Below are 19,983 nucleotides of genomic sequence, written 5' to 3' on the forward strand. Positions count from 1 at the left end.
CAGATCAGCCCTCGGTGCCCGAGACGGCGTTGCGGGCTCCGAGGATATGCCCCCGCATCGCCACCTCGGCCCAGATCGCGTCTCCGGTGCGCAGCGCGGTGAGGATGTCGCGATGCTGGTGGTTGCTGCGCGCGCGGTACTCGGCGCCGCGCCGGCGGAAGGCGGCCGCCATCAGCGGCACCCTGGCGACGGACGAGGTGAGGGTCATCAGTTGGTGGCTGCGAGAGGCCGCAACCACGATGTGGTGGAATTCGGCGTTGAGGCTGCTCAGCGCGGCGAGGCCGGCGTCGTCATCCGCTGTCAACACGGGTTCCATGGCGTCGATCAGCGCGGCGAGCCTGTCCAGTTCCTCCGCCGTGATGCGGCTGGCCGCCAGCCCGGCGGCGCGGCTCTCGAGTCCGGCCCGCACCATGTACGTCTCGCGGACCTCCTCGACGCTCCAGGCCACGACCGTGGCACCACGATTGGGCACAAAGGTCACCAGCCCGGCCTCGTCCAGTCGGCGGAGAGCTTCTCGCACCGGGGTCCGGCTGACTCCGAGTTCCTCGGCCAGAGCCTGTTCTCTCAGCATGGTGTTGGCGCTCAACTGGCCTGACAGGATGCGGGCGCGCAGGGTCAGGTAAACCGTTTCACCGCCTGTTGACGCCACGGATTCCTCCCCCTGGGCAGAGGCACACCCCGCCGCACGTCGAGCTTTACACACCGCGGCCCCTAAAAGAGGGATACGGCGGAAAATCAGGATCGGTCGCCTCGTACTGGGGGTAGCGAGGTCATCAGGGCGCGAAAAAGGGCCCGTCTTTCGACGGGCCCTTCCTTCACGAAGGAATCCTTAGATGCTGTTCACATCGAGCGGGATGCCGGGGCCGAACGTGGTCGACACGGCGCCCTTCATGATGTAGCGGCCCTTGGAAGAGCTCGGCTTGAGGCGAACGATCTCCTCGAGTGCGGCACCGATGTTCTCGTTGAGCTGGTCGGCGGAGAAGGAAGCCTTGCCCACGACGAAGTGCACGTTGGAGTGCTTGTCGACGCGGAAGGCGATCTTTCCACCCTTGATGTCGTTCACGGCCTTGGCCACGTCGGGCGTCACGGTTCCGGTCTTCGGGTTGGGCATGAGGCCGCGCGGGCCCAGGACCTTTCCGAGACGACCGACCTTGCCCATGAGCTCGGGGGTCGAGACTGCAGAGTCGAACGAGGTGTAGCCGGCGGCCACCTTCTCGATGAGCTCGTCGCCACCGACCTCGTCGGCGCCGGCAGCGATGGCTGCGTCGGCCGCGGGGCCCGTTGCGAAGACGATGACGCGGGCGGTCTTGCCGGTGCCGTGAGGAAGAATCACGGTGCCGCGGACCATCTGGTCTGCCTTGCGGGGGTCGACGCCGAGCTTGAGCGCGACCTCAACGGTGGAGTTGAACTTGACGGAACCGGTCTCGCGGGCGAGGGTGACGGCTTCGGTGGGGGTGTAGAACTTATCGGCTTCGATCTTCTCGACCGCAGCGCGGTAGGCCTTTGACTTCTGTGCCATTTGAATCTCCTGTAGATGCATGTGCTGAGAGCGTGGTTTTCGTGAGCCTGGCTGGCTCTTCCACTTGGTGCCTGTCGGCAGATCGAGATCGATCATGCCCGTCGGCTGGTGTTCGACGAATCGAACGAAGGGGTATTAGCCCTCGACCGTGATGCCCATGGAGCGAGCGGTTCCGGCGATGATCTTCGACGCAGCGTCGAGGTCGTTGGCGTTGAGGTCAACCATCTTGGCCTCGGCGATTTCGCGAACCTGCGCCTTGGTGAGCTTGGCAACCTTGACGGTGTGCGGCGTTCCGCTGCCCTTGGCAACTCCGGCGGCCTTCTTGATGAGCTCCGCTGCAGGCGGGGTCTTCAGGATGAACGTGAACGAACGGTCGTCGTAAACGGTGATCTCAACCGGGATGACGTTGCCGCGCTGGGATTCCGTCTGGGCGTTGTATGCCTTGCAGAATTCCATGATGTTGACGCCGTGCTGTCCCAGCGCCGGCCCGATGGGCGGTGCGGGGTTGGCGGCGCCGGCCTTGATCTGAAGCTTGATCAGACCAGTAACCTTCTTCTTCGGTGCCATTGTTCTTCCTTCGTTATTGATGTTCGAGCGGCCGCGAAGGTCGCTCTCCCGGTGGCCCGGATGGGCCCCGGTGGTTCAGGGCTCTGCTGGCTGGAGGCCGGCGGAGCCTAAAGCTTGGTGACCTGGTCGAAGCTGAGCTCGACCGGGGTCTCACGCTCGAAGAGCGATACGAGCACGATGAGCTTGCCGCTCTCGGGCTTGATCTCGCTGATCGAACCGGGCAGGCCCGCGAACGAGCCTTCCTTGATCGTGATGGTCTCGCCGATTTCGTAGTCGATCTCGGCGGGCAGAACGCGCTGCGCGGCCTTGCCGGGAGCACCGGACTTGGTGGCCGGAACATCCTTGATCTCAACGAGGCCCTTGAGCATGCCGAAGGCCTCTTCGAAACGCAGCGGGGTGGGGTTGTGCGCGTTGCCCACGAAGCCGGTGACGCCGGGGGTGTGACGCACGACGGACCAGCTGTCTTCGTTGAGATCCATGCGCACCAGCACGTAGCCAGGGATGCGAACACGGGTGACCATCTTGCGCTGGCCGTTCTTGATCTCGACGACGTCTTCCATCGGGACCTCGACCTGGTAGATGTAATCTTCCATGGCCATCGACTGCTTGCGGTTCTCGATGTTCGACTTCACGCGGCGTTCGAAACCGGCGTAGGAGTGGATGACGAACCACTTGCCGGGCTGGAAACGCAGTTCCTTGCGGAAGGCCTCGTAGGGGTCTTCGTCTTCGGCGTCGACCTCTTCTTCGTCTTCGACGGCTTCGACGGCGGCCTCGGCCTCGTCGGCGTTGTCGATGTCGAGGGCGTCCTCGACGATGGCGTCGGCTTCGGGGTCGGTCGACTCGGTGAGAGCGTCCAGGGCGGCGTCGAGATCGACTTCGATGTCGGCGTTCTCGTCTTCGACGTGCAGGGCGACCTGCTCGGCGGCTTCGACGGACGTTTCGTCGGCGGCGAGGGTGTTGCCCTCCTGCGCCTCATCGTCGTTGGCGGACTGCTCGGCGGCGGTGGCCCAGTCGACGTCGTCGCGATTGGTCTCAGTCACTAAATATCAATCCTTCTTCTATTGCGTGGGCGTGAGGCCGCACAGTGTTGTTCACAGCTGTGGTGCTGGCTCACCGATCCACGTGCATGATCAGTCTGGATGCCGCTCTCGCGGCACCGGTCAACTGGGAGTGCCGAATACGTACGTGACGACGAGCGCGAACACCCAGTCGAGTGCCGATACCAGCGCCATCATGATCACGACGAAAATCAGAACCACTCCGGTGTAGCTGAGCAGTTCCTTGCGGGTCGGGGTGACGACCTTGCGAAGTTCGGCCAGGACCTGCTTGATAAACAGGGACACCCGAGCGAATGGTCCGCGCTTGGTTTCGCGGGCCACTTTGGCGTTGGCGACGATTTCCTCGCTGGGTTCGTCGATAACTTTTCGGGCCACCTGTTACACCTTTCGTGGGCCGGCGGAAAGACCACCGACTTGCAGGGCGGACAGGACTCGAACCTGCAACCTGCGGTTTTGGAGACCGCTGCTCTACCAATTGAGCCACCACCCTATGAAGCGAAACCGTCCAGCTTCAAACGACCAAAATAGGCGCAAAAAAGCTTGGCAGATTTCAACTACCGGACCAAGTCTAGGTCACGGCGAGAGCCCTGTAAAGCCAGCCCCTCTGTTCCTCGAACACGACCGCCCCGTATGCTCGTACCGTGGCACACGACATCAAACGGATTTCCACCAGAATCGGCTCCATCGCGGAGTCCGCGACCCTCAAGGTCGACGGCAAGGCCAAGGCGCTGCAGGCGGCCGGCCGGCCGGTGATCAGTTTCGCTGCGGGCGAGCCCGATTTCCCCACCCCGCCGCACATCGTCGAGGCCGCACTGGCCGCCGTGTCCGACCCCCGCAACCACCGGTACACCCCGGCGGCCGGTCTGCCGGACCTGCGCGAGGCCATCGCCGCGAAGACCCTGCGGGACAGCGGCCTGGCGGTGCCCCCGTCCCGGGTCCTCGTGACCAACGGTGGAAAGCAGGCCGTCTACCAGGCCTTCGCCACCCTGCTCGATCCGGGCGACGAGGTGCTTCTGCCCACTCCGTACTGGACCACCTACCCCGAGGCGATCCGCCTGGCCGGTGGCGTTCCCGTTGATGTGTTCGCCGGCAGCGACCAGGGCTACCTCGTCACCGTGGAGCAGCTTGAGGCTGCCCGCACCGACAACACCAAGGTGCTTCTGTTCGTCTCGCCGTCCAACCCCACCGGCGCCGTCTACTCCGAGGAGCAGACCCGCGCCATCGGCGAATGGGCCCAAGAGCACGGGCTCTGGGTCATCAGTGATGAGATCTACCAGAACCTCACCTATGACGGTGTCAAAGCGGTCTCGATCGTCGAGGTCGTCCCGGCGCTGGCCGACCGCACCATCCTGGTCAACGGCGTCGCCAAGACTTACGCCATGACCGGCTGGCGGTTGGGCTGGATGGTCGGGCCCCAGGATGCGATCACCGCCGCGGCCAACCTGCAGTCACATCTCTCCTCGAACGTGTCGAACATCTCCCAGCGCGCCGGTATCGCCGCGCTGAACGGCCCGCAGGACGACGCAGAGGCCATGCGGGTTGCGTTCGACCGTCGGCGCAAGCTCATCGTCGCCGAGCTCAACAAGATCCCGGGCATCCGCACGCCCACCCCGCAGGGCGCGTTCTACGTCTACCCCGACGTGACCGGACTGCTCGGCCGCAGCTGGGGCGGGGTCACCCCCACCTCCTCGCTCGAGCTGGCCGACCTGATTCTGGATCAAGCCGAGGTGGCCGCGGTTCCCGGTGAGGCCTTCGGCCCCAGCGGCTTCCTGCGGCTGTCCTACGCTCTCGGTGACGACGCGCTCTTGGAGGGTGTCCAGCGCCTGCAGAAGCTGTTCTCCTAGGCCCGGCTCACTCCGGACCGACTTTCCCCGGCCCGTCGATGATGACGGCGAGACCGGCCCGCAGCTCCTCGAACGGGCTGCCGCCGGCGTCGACCAGCGAGGTCGGGCACCGCACCACGATGTACATGAACGATTCCGACAGCGGCATCGCCCTGGCCGCGATCTCGTTCGTGTAACTCACGCCCGCTTCAGGATCCACGTAGTCGATACGGGTGGTGAGGAACTCGATGCGCTCCGCGGCGCCGGGCAGGTTGATGCCGAAGTCGGTGAATCCGAGTTCGCCGACCAGTGTGGCGTCGTTTCCGGCCGACAGCAGCTGCTGCTCAAGCGCATCCACGGTTGCGAGAGTGTCGGTCAGATCGTCCGTCGCGCCGGCGTCGTAGGCGCTCTGCACGTTCTGGGATGACGTCAATTGGCAGCCGAGCTCCGAATTCTCGGACTGGTTGATGCCTTGCTCGTCGAACACGGTGACCCCCCAGCCGTCCAGGATCGGGTATCCCCACGCCGGGAAGGTGCCCCCGAGGTCGACCTGGTCGTCGAGGGATACGGTGCCCTCCTGCCCGGCCAGATCGGCGCCGGAGGTTGACGCGGGCGTCGGTGCGTCGGTCGGCTCCGCGACGTCGGTGGCGGCCTCCGTCGGCACCGCGAGCACTCCGGCCCGGCCCGCGTTCACCCCGTCGACCACGCTGCCGCCGACCAGGAAACCGCTGACCACCGCACCCGTGATGGACAGCACCGCGAAGCCCGCCACCGGCAGCCACAGCCACGGCCGCAACGCGCTGCGACGTTTCTCTGGCGCGCCGCTCACCGGAGCGCCGGCCACTGCCGGGTCCCCCGCCGCTCCCGTGGGCTCCTGGTGTGTGTTGGCTCCATTGGCGTCGTTCATGGTGTTTCTCCCCCGGTTTGTTCCCCGAACCCTATCGACCTTTGGCATCCACCGGGTGGTGGATGGGCAGGTCGGTCGGGAGGGTGTTGCCCAGAATCAGCACTGGGACGATTGTGGGTACATGACTACTTCACCTCCGGCAGTGCGCGTCTCGCGGCTGAGTAAGTCGTACGGCGCGTTCGATGCCGTCAACGACATCAGCTTCGACATCCGCCCCGGCGAGACCTTTGCGCTACTCGGACCCAACGGGGCCGGCAAGAGCAGCACCATCGAAATCCTTGAGGGCTACCGCGACCGTTCAGAAGGCGACGTCACGGTCCTGGGCGTTGACCCGCAGCACGCCGGTCTGGACTGGAAGGCCCGCATCGGCATCGTCCTGCAGTCCAGCGGTGAGAGCGGCAACGCCACAGTGCTCGAGCAGCTGCGGCACTTCGCGAGCCTGTACCCCAACCCCCGACCGGTGGAGGAGGTCCTCGCCGCGGTCGGGCTTGAGGAGAAGGCGAAGACCCGCATCCACCGGCTCTCCGGCGGTCAGCAACGACGGGTGGATGTTGCGCTGGGCATCATCGGCCGGCCGGAACTGCTTTTCCTGGACGAACCGACCACCGGATTCGACCCCGAGGCCCGGCACCAGTTCTGGGATCTCATCCGCACCCTCAAGGGTGAGGGCACCACCATTCTGCTGACCACCCACAACCTCGACGAGGCGGCGGAGCTCAGCGACCGCGCCGGCATCATCGTGGGCGGCAGGCTCATCGACATCGGCACGATCGGCGAACTCGGCGGCCCCGCCGCCCGCATCCCGATGGTGCGCTGGCGAGACGCCGACGGGGTGCAGCGGGAGGCGCGCACCGAGACCCCCGCCGGCCTGGTCGCCCAGCTGGCCAGAGACCTCGGCGGCGAACCCGCCGAACTGCAGGTCATCCGACCCAGCCTCGAAGACATCTACCTGGGCCTGGTGCGCGGTCACGCGGCCGGCAGCACCAGTGACACCGCAAGCACGGAGGTACTCGCATGAGCGCGACCCTGACCCCGCAACCGACCCCACAGTTGCCCCAACCGGTCGGTCACCGCACTACTCGGCATGGGCTGTTCAGCCTGGGCCTGGCCCGCATCGGCTTCGAGATCAAGCTGTACTTCCGCTCCACAGACACCGTCTTCTTCACGTTCCTGTTCCCGTTCATCATGCTGGGCATTTTCACCGCGGCGTTCAGCGCTCAGGGCAACATCGGCACGAACCCGGACGGCTCCGGCGGCATCAGCGTCGGCGCGTATTACCTGCCCGGCATGCTGGCCGCGGGCATGCTGCTCTCCGGCCTGCAGAACCTCGCGATCGACATCGCCGGCGAGAAGGGCGACGGCACCCTCAAACGGCTCGGCGGCACCCCTCTGTCGCCGCTGAGCTACTTCATCGGCAAGATCGGCCAGGTGCTCGTCACGGGCATCCTGCAGGCCGTGCTGCTGCTGATCGTGGCCCGGTTCGCCTTCGACATCGCCCTGCCCACCGAGCCGGAGAAGTGGCTCACCTTCATCTGGGTGTTCCTGCTCGGCGTGATCACCTGCGCGTTCCTGGGCATCGCCCTCTCGGCCCTGCCGCGGTCGGGCCGCAGCGCGTCGGCCGTGGTGATCCCCATCGTGCTGGTGCTGCAGTTCATCTCCGGCGTCTACCTGCAGTTCAACGCCCTGCCGGAGTGGATGCAGAACGTCGCCAGCCTGTTCCCGCTCAAGTGGATGGCACAGGGCATGCGTGCGGTGTTCCTGCCGGACAGCTTCGCCGCCCAGGAGCAGAACGGCGCCTGGGAGTTGGGCCTGGTGGCGATCGCGCTGCTGATCTGGCTGGTGGTGGGGCTCGTCGGCAGTCGGCTCACCTTCCGTTGGATCCGCAAGGACTCCTGATGCACCCGCCGTGCCCGGGGCGTGCGGCACATGGGATGCTTGTCGCATGAGCACACGGCGCTGGTGGGATGTGGCGGTCGCCGGGGCGCTGACCGTCCTCGCCGTCATGGCGATCGAGGGCTCCGGCGGTGGCGCACCGGCACGGATCGGGGCGCTCCTCAGCCTCGCGGCCGTCGGCGTGGCGTACCTCGGTTGGGGCCGCATGGCGATCGCCCGGGCAACCGACCGTCCGGAGGTCGCGCCCTCGGTTGCCGACACCGGTTTCCGGGTGGTCGTGATCGTGGCCTGCGGCGTCGCGACGGCGTTCGACCCGAGCATGGCCACGCTGCAGACGTTGGTGTTCCCGTTTCTCTGGGTGCTCGCCAGAACATACCGGGGCGCGGTGCTGCTCAACATCACCCTGGCCACCGTGACCGGGCTGGGCCTGTGGATCAGCGGCGGGCGAACGGCGGACGCCGCCGTGCAGGCGGCCGCCATCGAAGGGATCTCACTGGCGTTCGCCCTGGCGATGGGCACCTGGATCTCCCGCATCGTCGAGGCCGGCGCCTATCAGCGCCGGTTGGTGGAGGAACTCACCCTGGCCCAGGACGAGCTGGCGGCGGCGCAGCGGGATGCCGGCAGCGCGGCCGAGCGTGAGCGGTTGGCCCGCGAGATCCACGACACCATCGCGCAGAGCCTCACCAGCCTGGTGATGCTCACCCAGCGCACCCGCTCCGAACTCGCCGCCCTTCCCGGCGACACGTCGGCCGTTGCCGACAGTCTCGACCTGATCGAGTCGACCGGGCGCGACGCTCTCACCGAGGCCCGTGCCCTGGTGGCGTCGATGTCGCCGGTGCGCGCCGCCGACGGCGACCTCGCTCACACCGTGACCCGGCTCGCGGAACGCTTCGAGAGGGAGACCGGGATCCAGGTGACCGTCGAACTCACCGGCCTCGACCCGGCGAGCGCTGACCCCGGGACCGAATTGCCCCCGTTGGACCGCGCCCTCGAGGTGGTCCTGCTGCGCTGCGGTCAGGAGGGCCTCGCCAATGTGCGCAAACACTCCGGCGCCGGCGCCGCCCGCATCGCCATCGCTCGCACACCCCACGAGGTCGCGCTCACCGTCACCGACAACGGCAGGGGCCTGGGCGCTTACCGCCCGGAGTCCGAGCACGGCTTCGGGCTGACGGGTATGCGCGACAGGGTCGGCCTGGTGGGCGGCCGGCTCGAGGTGACCGACGCGGAGAACGGCTCCGGCACGGTGCTGCGGGTGACCCTGCCCCTGTTGGTGACGGCGCCCAGCACCGGCGGGCGCGGATGATCCGGGTGCTGGTCGCCGACGACCATCCGATCGTGCGCGGCGGCATTGTGGGCCTGCTCGGCGGCGCCGACGACATCGAGGTGGTCGGCGAGGCCGCCGACGGAGCCATGGCGGTGCGTCTGGCCGGCGAGTTGCGGCCCGACCTGGTGCTGATGGACCTGCGGATGCCGCACCTGGACGGCGCCGCAGCCACCGCGCAGATTCTGGCGCAGAACCCGGCCACCCGGGTTCTGATCCTCACCACCTACGAGTCCGACGACCAGATCCTCGGCGCGATCGCCGCCGGCGCCAGCGGCTACCTGCTCAAGGCGGCCCCGCAGGCGGAGATCATCGAGGGTGTGCGCTCGGTATACGGCGGCCAGACCGTGCTGGCGCCCGTGATCGCCGCCCGGCTGGTGCAGCGGGTGCGGGCGGATGCCGCGCCGGCGCCCCGGCTGTCGGCCCGCGAACTGCAGGTGCTGCGTCTGGTGGCGGCCGGCGAGAGCAACCCGCAGATCGCCAGGTCGCTGTTCATCGGCGAGGCCACGGTGAAGACGCACCTGCTGCACGTGTTCGAGAAGCTCGGCGTGGGCGACCGCACCCGGGCGGTCACCCTCGCGATGGAGCTGCGCCTGCTCTGACGCATCCGCTCGCCCTGGTGCCGCCTGCCAGCCAGGCCGCCGCTTCGCGGACCGCCGACATGCCGCAAAACGCCCATTGCGATGCTTCCGAAGGGACTTTTCCCGCAAGTCACGCAAGGGGTTCTCACCGACTTGCCGCAGAATCCCCTCCGGATGCCTCCGAAGGGGATTTTTCGCGCAACTCGCGACGCCGCGGCTAGAGCAGTGAGAAGCCCACGAAGACGGGTTCAGGGTGCAGGATGACGCCGAAGTCGGCCTGCACGCGCTGCTGTACGAACCGGGCGAGCTGGCCGATCTCGTCGGCGGTGGCGGTGCCGGTGTTGGTGATGGCCAGGGAGTGCTTGCTCGAGATCGCCGCGCCGGAGCCGGGCAGCCGGAAGCCACGATGGATGCCGGAGTTCTCGATCAGCCAGGCGGCGCTGAGCTTCACCGTGCGCAGAACCTCGACGCCCGGCATCGGCCCCACACCGGCGTACTCGTCGAGCGGGATCACCCGGTCGGGCAGCTCGATCTCGGCCTGCTTCCAGCGCGGGGCCTCGTCGGGCAGGGTGCGGGCGAAGCTCTCGGTGACGATCGGGTTGGTGAAGAACGACCCGGCGCTGTAGGTGTCGGGGTCGGCGGCGTCGAGCACCATGCCCTTACCGGCCCGGAGGCCGAGCACGCTCTGGCGCAGTTCGGCCAGCGGCACCCGGTCGCCCAGTTGTACCCCGAGGGCGTTGGCCAGCTGCGGGTAGGTCACCGGCTGGCTCAGGGCGCTGCCGAGCACGGCCGCCTGTGCCGACATGTCGCGCAGCTCGAGTTCGATGGCGAGCACCACTCCGCGGCGGCCCTGCTTGAGCACCGAGGTGCGGTAGCCGAGGCCGAGTTCGGCGGCGCTGAGCCGCTCCACCTCGCCGGACTCGAAGTCGAGGAAGTCTATGGCGGCCAGGCTGTTGGCCAGTTCCTGGCCGTAGGCGCCGATGTTCTGCACCGGGGCCGCACCGCTGGTCCCGGGAATACCGGAGAGGGCCTCGATGCCGGCCCAGCCGTTGGCCACCGTGAGGGCGACGAGGTCGTCCCACGGTTCGCCGGCCTGCACACGGATGCGCACCGGGCGCCCGTCGACATCCGCGTCGGTATCCGCATCGGCGCCGGTCTCGGCCGCCGTGGCGAGCACCTCCACACCCCGGGTGCACACGCGGATGACGGTGCCGTCGAAGCCGGCGTCGGCCGCGACGGTGTTCGAGCCACCGCCGAGCAGCACCCACGGTTCGTCGGAGCCCCAGGCATCCAGGGCCGCCTGGATCAAGCCGGCCTCATCGGCCGGCGCGACGAGGTGCGCGGGGGCACCGCCGACCCGCAGGGTCGTCAGGTCGGCCAGGGTCACGGGCGCCGGAACAGGCGCGGCTACGGGGTCGGTCATGGTCGCCTAGACCAGCGAGACGCGCGCCTGCGCCTTGCCGAGAACGGTGACGGAGTTGAAGGTCACGGTGAGGTCGATCCGCGCCACGCCGGCATCCGCGTCGAGCGCGCCCACCTTGGCGACCACGGTCACCACGGCGCCGAGGTCGGGGTCCACCGGCACCGGCCGGGTGAAGCGCACCTGGTAGTCCAGCACCCGGGCCGAGTCGCCGACCCAGTCGACGACGGGTTGGATGGCCAGGCCCATGGTGAGCATGCCGTGCGCGAGCACGCCGGGCAGCCCCACCGCGTGGGCGACGTCGTCCCGGTAGTGGATGGGGTTGAAGTCGCCAGAGGCACCCGCGTAGCGCACGAGGGAGTCCCGGGTCAGCGGGAAGCTGCTCTCGACGACGATGTCGCCCACGGTGAGGCTCTCGAGGCTGGGCGTGACGGGTGCGCTGGTGGTCATTCGTCTCCCCTGACGACGAGGGTGGAGGTGGCGGTGACCACGTGGGCGCCGGTGGCATCGACGATTGTCGACTCCGCGGTGACCATCGAGTGGCCGCCCAGGCTCTTCACGCTGGCGACGCGCAGCGTTGCGGTGAGTTCGTCACCTGCCACGATGGGGCGACTGTAGCTGAACCGCTGGTCGCCGTGCACCACCCGGGTGAAGTCGATGCCGGCGTCGGGCTCGGCGAGCAGCTGGGCGAGGGTCGCCTCCTGCACCACCACGGCGAATGTCGGCGGCGCGACGATGTCGCTGTGCCCCGCGGCACGGGCGGCGTCGGGGTCGAAATTGATCGGGTTGGTCGCGAAGACTGCACGCGAGAACTCGCGCACCTTCTCCCGGCCGACCAGATACGGCGGCACGGCGGGAAAGACCCGACCCTGGATTGCTGGATTCACGGACACGTATCGAGTGTACTTGCGCCCCGCAGAATTGTTCGGTCGGGCCGGTTAGGGCAGACTTGGCCCAGTGGATTACGTACAGGTCGCACTGACCGCCCCCGAGGTTGCCCCCCTGCTCACCGGCCTGCGCCAGGAGTACGACGCCCGCTACGGGCACGGCGCCGGCGAGTCGGTGCTGGATGTCGACGCCGGCGAGTTCGAGTCGCCGACCGGAGCGTTCGTGGTGCTCCTGGACGACGGCACGACGGTCGCGGGCGGCGGCATCCGGCGCATCGACGACACCGTCGTGGAGATCAAGCGCATGTGGACGAACCCGGACTACCGCCGCCAGGGCTACGCCAGCCGGATGCTGCGCGAACTGGCCGGCCTCGCCCGCCAGCTCGGTTATCAGACGGTGCGGCTTGAAACCGGGCACGCCCAGCCGGAGGCGCTCGCGCTGTACCGTCGGTTGGGATTCGCCGAGATCGGCAGCTACGGTCCCTACGAGAACGCGACGGCCTTCGAGCTCGACCTCGATGCTGTCACGACGAAGCCCCGCCACTGAGGCCGTAGCGGCCGGCAGTGACGGGGCGTGCGTGCGCGGGTTCGTCAGGGTCAGACGGCGGGGATGACCAGTCCGCCCCAGGTCTCCTCCATGTAGGCCTGCGTCTCGTCTGAGAGCAGCAGCTCCGTGAGCTTGACGATGCGCGGGTCGTTCTCCAGCTCTGGCGTGGTGGCCAGCACGTTGAAGTAGGGGCTGTCCGAGCCCTCGATCAGGATCGCCTGGTCGGCGGTGAGCCCGGCCGGCAGAGCGAACGAGATGGTGACGAACGCCACGTCGACATCCTGCACGGCCTGCGGCAGGGTGGCGTTCTCGATCTCGCGGAACTCGTACTTGTTGGGGTTGTCGGTGATGTCGGCGAGCGAGGTGGGCTCGTCCGTCGTCTCGATCAGGCCCTCGGCGGCGAGGATCTTGAGCGCGCGGCCCTCGTTGGTCGGGTCGTTGGGGATGGCGATGGTGGCGCCGTCCTTGAGGTCGTCGAGGGAGTCCACGGTGTTGCTGTAGAACGCGGCGCTGGGCAGGTAGATCTCGCCGACGCTCACTAGGCTGCCGCCGGCCTGCTCGTTGTAGGTCTTCAGGAAGGTGGCGTTCTGGAACAGGTTCGCGTCGATCGAACCGTCGGACAGGGCCACGTTGGGGGTGTTGTAGTCGGTGAAGTCCTGGAAGGTGATGTCCAGCCCGGCGTCGGCGGCCAGGTTGTCCTGCACGAACTTGAGGATGTCGCCGGCCGGGGTGGCCAGGGCGCCCACCGTGATCGTGCCGAGGTCGTCGCCGGCTCCGGTCGTGGCGGGCTCGTCGGTCGATCCCGCGCAGGCGGTGAGGGCGAACAGGGCGGAGAGGGTGACGGCGGCACCGGCAAGGCGCGTTCCGCGGGAGGTGAACTGCATGGGAGGGCTCTTCTCGTGGGTGGTGGTGGCCACGCCGTCATACTGACGCGGCGCGGTCGGGTGGGGTCGGGGTTACGCGCCGGTGACGGCGCTGGCACGCAGGGCCGGCGCGGTCGTCTCCGCGCGAGTCGGCCGGGACCTGTGCGCGAATCGCTTGGCCAGCATCGTCGCCAGCCCCTGCAGCACCATGACGATCACGAAGATCACGATGATCACGGCGACCATGTGGATGGTGCTGTAGCGCTGGTAGCCGTAGCGCACGGCCACGTCGCCCAAGCCGCCGCCGGCGACGGTGCCGACCATGGCCGAGAAATTGATGATGGACGTCACCGTGGTCGACAGGCCCAGGATCATCGGCGAGAGCGCCTCGGGCACGAGGACCTTGGACACGATCTGCCAACGGGTCGCACCGAGCGACTCCGCGGCCTCGATCAGGCCGGTGTCGACCTCCTTGATCGCGATCTCCACCATCCGGGCGAAGAACGGGATGGCCACAACGGCCAGCGGCACGATGGCGGCGGTGGGCCCGATGAAGGTGCCCACCACCAGCCTGGTGAACGGGATCAGGGCCACCATCAGGATGATGAACGGCACGCTGCGGCCGAGGTTGACGATGAAGTCGAGCACCCGGTTGACCACCCGGCCGAGCCGGCGGGAGCCGAACGGGCTCTCGAACAGGCCGCCGGGTTCGGTGCCGACGAGCACGATGCCCAGCGGCAGGCCCACGATGATGGTGATGAGCAGCGAGACGCCGACCATGTAGAGGGTCTGGCCGGTGCCGATGAGCAGCACCTGGAACAGATCAGACCAGAATTGCGGCAGCGATGGATCCAGAAGCACGGTTACTCCCCCACGATTTCGACGAGCATGCCCTGGCTGCGCAGGTCTGAGATGGGCGCGGCATTGCCCGCCGCGCTGCCCGGCAGCGCCAGGCGGGTGCGGCCGGCCTGGTTGCCGCCGATGGTCTCGATGGCCGCGCCGAGGATCGACACGTCCAGACCGTAGGTGCGCGCCAGCTGCGCGATCACGGGGCGGTCGGCCGACCCGCCGCTGAAGGTGATGTCGATGACGGTGTCGCCCGGCAGCGACGGCACGGCGCCGAGCGGGAAGAGCTCGTGCGCGAGGCGGGACCCGGCGGTGGAGATCAGCGAGACGATGCGCCCCTGCTCGACGATCCGGCCGCCCTCGATCAGCGCGGCGGAATCGCAGATGCGCTTGACGACATCCATCTCGTGCGTGATCAGCAGCACCGTCAGGCCCAGGTCGGTGTTGATGGTCTTGACCAGGTCGAGGATCGACCGGGTGGTTTCGGGGTCCAGCGCGCTGGTGGCCTCGTCGGAGAGCAGCACCTTGGGGCTGCCGGCCAGCGCCCTGGCGATGCCCACTCGCTGTTTCTGACCTCCGGACAGCTCCGCCGGGTAGGCGCCGGCCTTGTCGGCGAGGCCGACCAGGTCGAGGATCTCGAGGGCACGGCGGCGGCGGGCGTCGCCGTCAACGCCGATGATCTCCAGCCCCAGTTCCACGTTTCCGCGCACCGTGCGGCCGGCCAGCAGGTTGAAGTGCTGGAAGACCATGCCGATCTTGCGGCGGGCACGGCGCAGATCGGCGGGCGAGAGAGCGGTGAGCTCGTCGCCGTCGACGGTCACGGTGCCGGAGTCCGGCCGTTCGAGCAGGTTGACCGCGCGGATCAGGGTGCTCTTACCGGCACCGCTCTGACCGATCACCCCGAAGATCTCCCCTTCGGCGACCTCAAGCGAGACGTCCTGCAGGGCAGCGGTGACGGTGCCGCCGGAGCGGAAGGTCTTGGAGACGTGCTGTACGGAGATCACGGTGGTCCTGAGGGTTCGCGCGGCCTTGTACCGCAGTGATTCCGAGTGTGTCAATCGCAACGCCGCGGGCCAAATCACTGTGACGAAATAAGTCGCCGGGCCTCCGGAAGCCGCACCGACACTCCGCGCGGGATAACGTTGACTCGTTATGCATAACAAATTGACCCCACACCCCGATCTTCCGATCGACCTGCCCACGGCCGAACGACTCGCCAAGGCCGTCGAACACTACGGCGAGTCCACAGTCGTCGACCATTCCGTAGCCCTGATGCGCGGCAAGAACGCCGGCAAGGACTTCCTGCTCTACGTGGGCGGCCGGCACGCGCTCGGCATCCTCGAGGGAGCGCCGGCGCTGTACTGGCCCGAGCTGTGGGGAGCCCGTGCGCTGCTGCACGTCTGGAACGACTCCGCGGCGCCGTACGTCGTCGTTGGCTTGAACAACGAGGCCTGGCGCATCCGCGAGATGTGCGCGAAGGTCGTCATGCTGCGCAAGCTGGATGTCGCGCCCAAGCTCGTGAAGGCCACCACCGACGAGGTGCCCCGCGTGCGGGTCGCCGCCCTCAACGCCCTCGCCGAGCAGGGTCGCGAACAGGACATCCCCACCATCGTGGTGCGCCTGCGCGACCCCGACAAGGATGTGCGCCGCGCCGCCCAGCAGGCCCGCGATGCCATCATGACCCGGCTCAACCTGCCCAAGGAGTAACCCACGAACGCCATCCCCACTCCGAATCAGAGCACCCCGCACCGAAACGCACAGCCGTACCGACGGTATGTGGCGATCGGTGACAGCTTCACCGAGGGCGTCGGCGACGACCTGCCCGACGGCCAGGTTCGCGGCTGGGCCGACCTCGTAGCGATCGGGCTGGCTGCGGCCACCCCCGAACCGGTCTCCTACGCGAACCTCGCCATCCGCGGCAAGCTGCTCGGTCCGATCGTGAGCGACCAGCTCAAGCCGGCTCTGGCGCTGAAACCCGACCTGCTCACGGTATGTGGCGGCGGCAACGACATGATGCGCCCACGGGTGGAAATCTCCTACGTCGTCGATCTGCTCGACCACGTCGTCGAGAAGGCCGTGGCCGACGGCATCCACGTTGTGGTGCTCAGCGGCGGCAACCCGTCCAGGCACCTGCCACTGGGCTCCCTGATGCAGAAGCGCGGCGACAGGCTCGCCGAGGCCGCCAGGGAGACCTTCGGCAAGCCCGGCGTGACCCTGGTCGACAACTGGATCGATACCGAGCTCATGAACGGCCGGTTCTGGTCGGCCGACAAGTTGCACCTGAACGCCCGCGGGCACACCAGGGTCGCGACGAATGTGCTCACCGCACTGAACGTGCCGATTCCCGCCGGGTGGGCCCAGGGCGCGGCCGGCGAGGCCCCGCCGCGGGAACGCATCCAGGACACCGCCGCGTACTACGCCGCCTACGTGCTGCCCTGGATCGGACGCCGACTCACCGGCCGGTCATCCGGTGACGGCCGCCCGCCCAAGCGCCCCGAGCTCACCGTCGTCGAGACGCCGTAGGGCGCAGAACGGGCCGCGTGTTGCCCACGCGGCCCGTTTTTGGTGTCGAGGACGAATCAGACCTTGCGGCCCGAGATCGTCCGGAGCAGGAAGACGATGACGGCGATCACTGCGAGGACCACACCGACCCAGAGCAGGAATTGCAGGGACTCGACGAGCCCGCCGGTGATGAGCAGGACCACGGCCACGATGGCGATGATGATGACTAGAAGATTCATGTGTCAAACCTTTCCTAGAACCGAGGGTTTCCTCGTGTTCGAGATGTTAGACCCCCGACGGCGCTGATCGCGAGCTATTTCTGAGTTTTCGTCAGCGTGTCATCACCTGGTCGGCGAGGTAGCCGCCGAATCCGCCCGGCACCCGGCCGTCCAGCCGGCCAGAGGTGAGCACCGGGATGAGCGCGGTGCGGCACTCCCGCGCGCCGAGGGTGCGGAGCGCCTCCACCAGCAGCACGTCCTCGTCCGAGTCGACGTCGCTGAACCCATCGGCCTGCAGGTAGCGGTCGGCGCGCACACCCAGGTTGGCGCCGTGCACGTGCGGATGACCGTCGACCAGGGTGTGCGACCCGTGCCAGCGGGCACGTTCCTGCACCGGCAGTTCGTCGTCGGGCAGCACGGTGCCGAGCACCAGTTCGGTGCCGGCCTGGGCCAGGGCCAGCTGTGCCGTCAGCCAGCGCCGGGGAACCGCGGAGTCGGCATCCGTCGTGGCCACCCAGGTGTGCGCCGCCGCCGCGTCGGTCAACAGGTGGGCCACGCCCTCCCGGCGGGCCGAGCCGACCGATCCCGCCGAGCACTCCAACGCCCTGAACTGCGGCCACTGCGCCACGACCTCGGCAGACCCGTCGGTGCAGCGGTCGAGGACCACGACGACCGAGATGGCCGGGGCGTCCGTGCCGAACTCGTCCTCGACGGCCTGCACGGCGGCGGCGAGCGCGGCCAGGCACCGCGGCAGCCGGCTCTCCTCATCGCGGGCCGGGACCACCACGATGAGTCTGTCGATGCGAGTCGTCACTCCGTGAGCCCCTCTCGCTGCGCCACGGAGGGAGCCGGGGACGGCTCGTAGACCTCCAACACGAAGTCGCGCTCCACGTGCTGCACGGTGCGGTCGAGTCCGGGCAGGGCGGCGAGCGCCGCGTGCACCTCGTCGCCGCCGAGCGGGTATTCCCCCACCGGGTGCCGCCAGTGGCAGGCCACCAGAGCGCCGTTCGGGGTGAGACTTCGCCGGCACCGTTCCAGCAGCACGGCCAGGTCAGCGGGTGAGCAGTAGTAGCCGATCTCCGACAGCACCACCAGGTCGAAGGTGCCGGCCGGCCACTCGGCCGGCAGGGCGCGCCGCTCCACTGTCACGCCGGCCAGGCCGGCCAGCCGCTCGCGGGCCACGGTGAGGGCCTGTTCGTTGATGTCGGTGGCCAGGAGGGTGTCGCAGCGCTCGGCGAGGTCCCGGCTGAGCACGCCGATCGAGCAGCCGAGTTCGAGGGCGGCGCCGTAGCGCGGCAGCGGCAACGCCGCCAGGGTCACGGCGCGTTTGCGGGCCTCATACCAGCGGGTTTCGAATCCCCAGGGATCCGCCGACCCCGCGTAGAACTCGTCGAAGAAGCCGGCCGTGAGGCTGGCCCTGGGCGACCCGGCGACCGGTGCTGCCGGGAGGACGTCGGTCGCGGCGCCGACGAAGACTTCATGGTCCCGCTCGAAGTGGGCGGCGAATCCCGGTTGCACGATGGCCTCGTCACCGGGCCGGTCCGACAAAGGCTGCACCTGGCTGGTGTGCGCCGCCATGGCGGTGTTCTTGCGTTCCCGGGCCGCCGCGTCGAGGTCGAGGCGGCACAGTGCCGTGCCGTCCGCACCCGTGGGCCAGACCGGGTCCTCCGGCGACGACCAGTGCCACGCCCAGATCGGGTACTCCAACAGCCTGGCGCCGGTGCGGCCGGCGACGAGGGCAGCCGCCTCGCCAGCTGCCGCGTGGTCCGGATGCCCGTCCAACCGCCACGGGGCGACGATCCAGGTCCCGCCAGCCGGCCCGGGGGCCGCCTCGTCCGCCGCAACCACCTGCGACACCGCCTCCTCCAGGCTGTTGCGGTGCTGGGACAGGTCACCGTCGGGCAGGTCGAGCAGGCGCACCGTCGCCGTCGGCGCGAGCGCCCGCACCGCGTTCACCATCTCCACCCGGCGTACCGCGGCGAGATCGGCGGGGGTCAGGGTGGGCGAACGCGGATGCGAGGCCTCACCGTTCGTGGCGGCGATCACCGTGATCGCCAGCCCGAGCTGCCCGGCGACGGCGATCAGCCCACCGGCACCGAGGGACTCGTCGTCGGGGTGGGCGGCCACCACGATCAGTCGGGCACAGCCCTCCAACGTGAGCGGCCGGTTCCGGTCCGACCAGTCGGCCTCGTCCCAGCGCCGTTCACTGGTGCCGCCGGTGTCGTGCGTGAAGCTCACCACGAGGCCGCCTCCTCCGCGAGCAGCCGGCGGCCTAACGCCGCATCGTCTCGCTCCGCGTGGTGCTGGCGAACGTACAGAGTGAGATCGGCCACCCGGCGGGCGTGCCGGGCATCCAGGGCGAGCGGGGCCGGGCCGAGCGCGTGCCCGACCCTGCCGAGCACCTCGTCCACGGTACGCGCGACGAGGCCGCGCACCCGGGCGGCGAGCAGCCCGCCGGCCGTGCCTTCTGCCTCACCCCGATCGATCGCCGCGGCCGCGTCAGCCAGCGCCGCGCCCGCGCCCATCAGGGCCAGGTCCACGGCGCCCAGCTGGGACAGCAGGATCTGGTCGGGTTCACGCCGCTCTGCCGCCTGCCGCAGCTGCCGGGCCACGCCAACGGCGCCGCCCCACCAGCAAGCGGCCACCTGAATGCCGCCCCAACTGAAACCCGGCCGAGTGAGGTACCAGCCGTCGTCACCGACGGGCACCGCCGGGACACCGGTGAAGTCCACCGGACCGCTGGGCACCTGGCTGAGTCCGGTCGCGAACCAGGCGTCCTCCTGCACCGCGACGCCGGCATCTGCCAGGTCCACGGCGAAGAGCCGCCGACGGGCCGGCTGCTCACCGTCCGGCGTGGTGTGCGCGGTCACGAGCGCGTGGCTGAGCGAGCCGGCCAGCGAGCACCAGGGCTTCCGGCCGCTCAGCTGCCAGCCTCCCGGGCTGCGGGTGGCGCCGACCCGCAGGCCGGGGCCCTCCGCCGCGAAGACGCCCCAGCTGCTCGGCTCCGCGCCGCCCGCGCCCGGCAGGGTGG

Annotated in this window: 24 protein-coding genes and 1 tRNA gene; 8 read left to right on the top strand and 17 right to left on the bottom strand. The window is 68.7% G+C overall.

All coding sequences use genetic code 11. The annotated features are described in order from the left end of the window. Positions 1-4: 4 nt before the first annotated feature. From E3O57_RS16725 to E3O57_RS16750, 6 genes are all read right to left on the bottom strand, one after another. Positions 5-649 carry a GntR family transcriptional regulator gene (locus E3O57_RS16725; protein ID WP_133159693.1) on the bottom strand — a complete coding sequence of 215 codons (645 nt, stop codon included), beginning with the start codon at positions 647-649 and terminating at the stop codon, positions 5-7. A gap of 180 nt (positions 650-829) precedes the next feature. Then, positions 830-1,519 carry a 50S ribosomal protein L1 gene (gene rplA, locus E3O57_RS16730; RefSeq protein WP_088455017.1) on the bottom strand — a complete coding sequence of 230 codons (690 nt, stop codon included), beginning with the start codon at positions 1,517-1,519 and terminating at the stop codon, positions 830-832. Positions 1,520-1,654: 135 nt separating this feature from the next. Then, complete coding sequence (rplK, locus tag E3O57_RS16735) at positions 1,655-2,086, bottom strand: 50S ribosomal protein L11 (RefSeq protein WP_066592266.1); 432 nt, start codon at positions 2,084-2,086, stop codon at positions 1,655-1,657. A 107-nt stretch (positions 2,087-2,193) separates the two neighbouring features. Continuing rightward, on the bottom strand, positions 2,194-3,126 hold the full coding sequence (gene nusG / locus E3O57_RS16740) for a transcription termination/antitermination protein NusG (RefSeq protein ID WP_088455016.1): 933 nt from the start codon (positions 3,124-3,126) through the stop codon (positions 2,194-2,196). A gap of 120 nt (positions 3,127-3,246) precedes the next feature. Continuing rightward, on the bottom strand, positions 3,247-3,519 hold the full coding sequence (gene secE / locus E3O57_RS16745) for a preprotein translocase subunit SecE (RefSeq protein ID WP_088455015.1): 273 nt from the start codon (positions 3,517-3,519) through the stop codon (positions 3,247-3,249). A gap of 42 nt (positions 3,520-3,561) precedes the next feature. After that, positions 3,562-3,634 (bottom strand) — tRNA-Trp (locus E3O57_RS16750). 151 nt (positions 3,635-3,785) lie between these two features. Between E3O57_RS16750 and E3O57_RS16755 the strand changes: the two genes are divergently transcribed. Continuing rightward, complete coding sequence (locus E3O57_RS16755; protein WP_088455014.1) at positions 3,786-4,988, top strand: pyridoxal phosphate-dependent aminotransferase; 1,203 nt, start codon at positions 3,786-3,788, stop codon at positions 4,986-4,988. Positions 4,989-4,995: 7 nt separating this feature from the next. On the opposite strand, the gene E3O57_RS16760 is transcribed toward E3O57_RS16755, so the two are convergent. Continuing rightward, positions 4,996-5,874, bottom strand: a complete 879-nt coding sequence (locus E3O57_RS16760) for a hypothetical protein (protein WP_133159694.1) — start codon at positions 5,872-5,874, stop codon at positions 4,996-4,998. Positions 5,875-5,995: 121 nt separating this feature from the next. Here E3O57_RS16760 and E3O57_RS16765 point away from each other — a divergent pair, with 121 nt between their 5' ends. The 4 genes from E3O57_RS16765 to E3O57_RS16780 are packed head-to-tail and all read left to right on the top strand — an operon-like array spanning position 5,996 to position 9,690. After that, complete coding sequence (locus tag E3O57_RS16765; protein ID WP_103460540.1) at positions 5,996-6,892, top strand: ABC transporter ATP-binding protein; 897 nt, start codon at positions 5,996-5,998, stop codon at positions 6,890-6,892. Beyond that, complete coding sequence (locus E3O57_RS16770) at positions 6,889-7,770, top strand: ABC transporter permease (RefSeq protein WP_103460541.1); 882 nt, start codon at positions 6,889-6,891, stop codon at positions 7,768-7,770. Before E3O57_RS16765 ends, E3O57_RS16770 begins: the two co-directional genes overlap by 4 nt. Before the next feature lie 46 nt (positions 7,771-7,816). Then, positions 7,817-9,070: a sensor histidine kinase gene (locus tag E3O57_RS16775; RefSeq protein ID WP_103478476.1), complete on the top strand. Its 1,254-nt coding sequence runs from the start codon at positions 7,817-7,819 to the stop codon at positions 9,068-9,070. Further along, positions 9,067-9,690 (top strand): response regulator transcription factor, encoded by a 624-nt coding sequence (locus E3O57_RS16780; protein ID WP_103460543.1) that lies wholly within the window; start codon positions 9,067-9,069, stop codon positions 9,688-9,690. Before E3O57_RS16775 ends, E3O57_RS16780 begins: the two co-directional genes overlap by 4 nt. A 196-nt stretch (positions 9,691-9,886) precedes the next feature. Here the strand turns inward: E3O57_RS16780 and E3O57_RS16785 are convergent, their stop codons facing one another. The 3 genes from E3O57_RS16785 to E3O57_RS16795 are packed head-to-tail and all read right to left on the bottom strand — an operon-like array spanning position 9,887 to position 11,982. Further along, the gene (locus E3O57_RS16785; protein ID WP_103478477.1) at positions 9,887-11,092 is read right to left on the bottom strand and encodes a UDP-N-acetylmuramate dehydrogenase; all 1,206 of its coding nucleotides are present in this window, start codon (positions 11,090-11,092) and stop codon (positions 9,887-9,889) included. Between the two features lie 6 nt (positions 11,093-11,098). Continuing rightward, positions 11,099-11,539 carry a MaoC family dehydratase gene (locus tag E3O57_RS16790; RefSeq protein WP_103478478.1) on the bottom strand — a complete coding sequence of 147 codons (441 nt, stop codon included), beginning with the start codon at positions 11,537-11,539 and terminating at the stop codon, positions 11,099-11,101. After that, the gene (locus E3O57_RS16795; RefSeq protein WP_088455006.1) at positions 11,536-11,982 is read right to left on the bottom strand and encodes a MaoC family dehydratase N-terminal domain-containing protein; all 447 of its coding nucleotides are present in this window, start codon (positions 11,980-11,982) and stop codon (positions 11,536-11,538) included. The genes E3O57_RS16790 and E3O57_RS16795 overlap by 4 nt, the downstream gene beginning before the upstream one ends. A 64-nt stretch (positions 11,983-12,046) precedes the next feature. Between E3O57_RS16795 and E3O57_RS16800 the strand changes: the two genes are divergently transcribed. Continuing rightward, positions 12,047-12,523 carry a GNAT family N-acetyltransferase gene (locus E3O57_RS16800; protein ID WP_103460546.1) on the top strand — a complete coding sequence of 159 codons (477 nt, stop codon included), beginning with the start codon at positions 12,047-12,049 and terminating at the stop codon, positions 12,521-12,523. Positions 12,524-12,573: 50 nt separating this feature from the next. On the opposite strand, the gene E3O57_RS16805 is transcribed toward E3O57_RS16800, so the two are convergent. The 3 genes from E3O57_RS16805 to E3O57_RS16815 are packed head-to-tail and all read right to left on the bottom strand — an operon-like array spanning position 12,574 to position 15,236. Beyond that, on the bottom strand, positions 12,574-13,440 hold the full coding sequence (locus tag E3O57_RS16805) for a MetQ/NlpA family ABC transporter substrate-binding protein (protein ID WP_241990474.1): 867 nt from the start codon (positions 13,438-13,440) through the stop codon (positions 12,574-12,576). 39 nt (positions 13,441-13,479) lie between these two features. Beyond that, entirely contained in the window at positions 13,480-14,247 is a 768-nt protein-coding gene (locus tag E3O57_RS16810) for a methionine ABC transporter permease (protein WP_255455763.1), read from the bottom strand. Between the two features lie 2 nt (positions 14,248-14,249). Next, positions 14,250-15,236, bottom strand: a complete 987-nt coding sequence (locus E3O57_RS16815) for a methionine ABC transporter ATP-binding protein (RefSeq protein WP_103478491.1) — start codon at positions 15,234-15,236, stop codon at positions 14,250-14,252. 148 nt (positions 15,237-15,384) lie between these two features. Here E3O57_RS16815 and E3O57_RS16820 point away from each other — a divergent pair, with 148 nt between their 5' ends. Both E3O57_RS16820 and E3O57_RS16825 read left to right on the top strand, forming a co-directional pair. After that, entirely contained in the window at positions 15,385-15,939 is a 555-nt protein-coding gene (locus E3O57_RS16820; RefSeq protein WP_088455003.1) for a HEAT repeat domain-containing protein, read from the top strand. Between the two features lie 69 nt (positions 15,940-16,008). Beyond that, positions 16,009-16,755, top strand: a complete 747-nt coding sequence (locus E3O57_RS16825; protein WP_241980048.1) for an SGNH/GDSL hydrolase family protein — start codon at positions 16,009-16,011, stop codon at positions 16,753-16,755. Positions 16,756-16,811: 56 nt separating this feature from the next. Here the strand turns inward: E3O57_RS16825 and E3O57_RS18805 are convergent, their stop codons facing one another. The 4 genes from E3O57_RS18805 to E3O57_RS18810 form a co-directional block, all read right to left on the bottom strand. Next, positions 16,812-16,973 carry a hypothetical protein gene (locus E3O57_RS18805; RefSeq protein ID WP_165787843.1) on the bottom strand — a complete coding sequence of 54 codons (162 nt, stop codon included), beginning with the start codon at positions 16,971-16,973 and terminating at the stop codon, positions 16,812-16,814. Between the two features lie 91 nt (positions 16,974-17,064). Beyond that, positions 17,065-17,766, bottom strand: coding sequence for a glycosyltransferase family 2 protein (locus E3O57_RS16830; protein ID WP_241990475.1), 702 nt, complete (start codon positions 17,764-17,766; stop codon positions 17,065-17,067). Then, complete coding sequence (locus E3O57_RS16835) at positions 17,763-19,193, bottom strand: bifunctional PIG-L family deacetylase/class I SAM-dependent methyltransferase (protein WP_103460548.1); 1,431 nt, start codon at positions 19,191-19,193, stop codon at positions 17,763-17,765. The genes E3O57_RS16830 and E3O57_RS16835 overlap by 4 nt, the downstream gene beginning before the upstream one ends. Beyond that, on the bottom strand, positions 19,187-19,983 hold a 797-nt coding region (locus E3O57_RS18810), incomplete at its 5' end, for an acyl-CoA dehydrogenase (protein WP_166804768.1). The genes E3O57_RS16835 and E3O57_RS18810, both read right to left, overlap by 7 nt.

Origin of the sequence: Cryobacterium sp. TMN-39-2 (genome assembly GCF_004402745.1) — a bacterium.
In the GTDB taxonomy this organism is placed as follows: domain Bacteria; phylum Actinomycetota; class Actinomycetes; order Actinomycetales; family Microbacteriaceae; genus Cryobacterium; species Cryobacterium zongtaii.

Bases quoted from the DNA above. Each gene is read 5' to 3' on its own strand.
- rplA (WP_088455017.1), bottom strand. From the start codon at position 1,519: ATGGCACAGAAGTCAAAGGCCTACCGCGCTGCGGTCGAGAAGATCGAA.
- rplK (WP_066592266.1), bottom strand. From the start codon at position 2,086: ATGGCACCGAAGAAGAAGGTTACTGGTCTGATCAAGCTTCAGATCAAG.
- E3O57_RS16760 (WP_133159694.1), bottom strand. From the start codon at position 5,874: ATGAACGACGCCAATGGAGCCAACACACACCAGGAGCCCACGGGAGCG.
- E3O57_RS16765 (WP_103460540.1), top strand. From the start codon at position 5,996: ATGACTACTTCACCTCCGGCAGTGCGCGTCTCGCGGCTGAGTAAGTCG.
- E3O57_RS16770 (WP_103460541.1), top strand. From the start codon at position 6,889: ATGAGCGCGACCCTGACCCCGCAACCGACCCCACAGTTGCCCCAACCG.
- E3O57_RS16775 (WP_103478476.1), top strand. From the start codon at position 7,817: ATGAGCACACGGCGCTGGTGGGATGTGGCGGTCGCCGGGGCGCTGACC.
- E3O57_RS16780 (WP_103460543.1), top strand. From the start codon at position 9,067: ATGATCCGGGTGCTGGTCGCCGACGACCATCCGATCGTGCGCGGCGGC.
- E3O57_RS16785 (WP_103478477.1), bottom strand. From the start codon at position 11,092: ATGACCGACCCCGTAGCCGCGCCTGTTCCGGCGCCCGTGACCCTGGCC.
- E3O57_RS16790 (WP_103478478.1), bottom strand. From the start codon at position 11,539: ATGACCACCAGCGCACCCGTCACGCCCAGCCTCGAGAGCCTCACCGTG.
- E3O57_RS16820 (WP_088455003.1), top strand. From the start codon at position 15,385: ATGCATAACAAATTGACCCCACACCCCGATCTTCCGATCGACCTGCCC.
- E3O57_RS18805 (WP_165787843.1), bottom strand. From the start codon at position 16,973: ATGAATCTTCTAGTCATCATCATCGCCATCGTGGCCGTGGTCCTGCTC.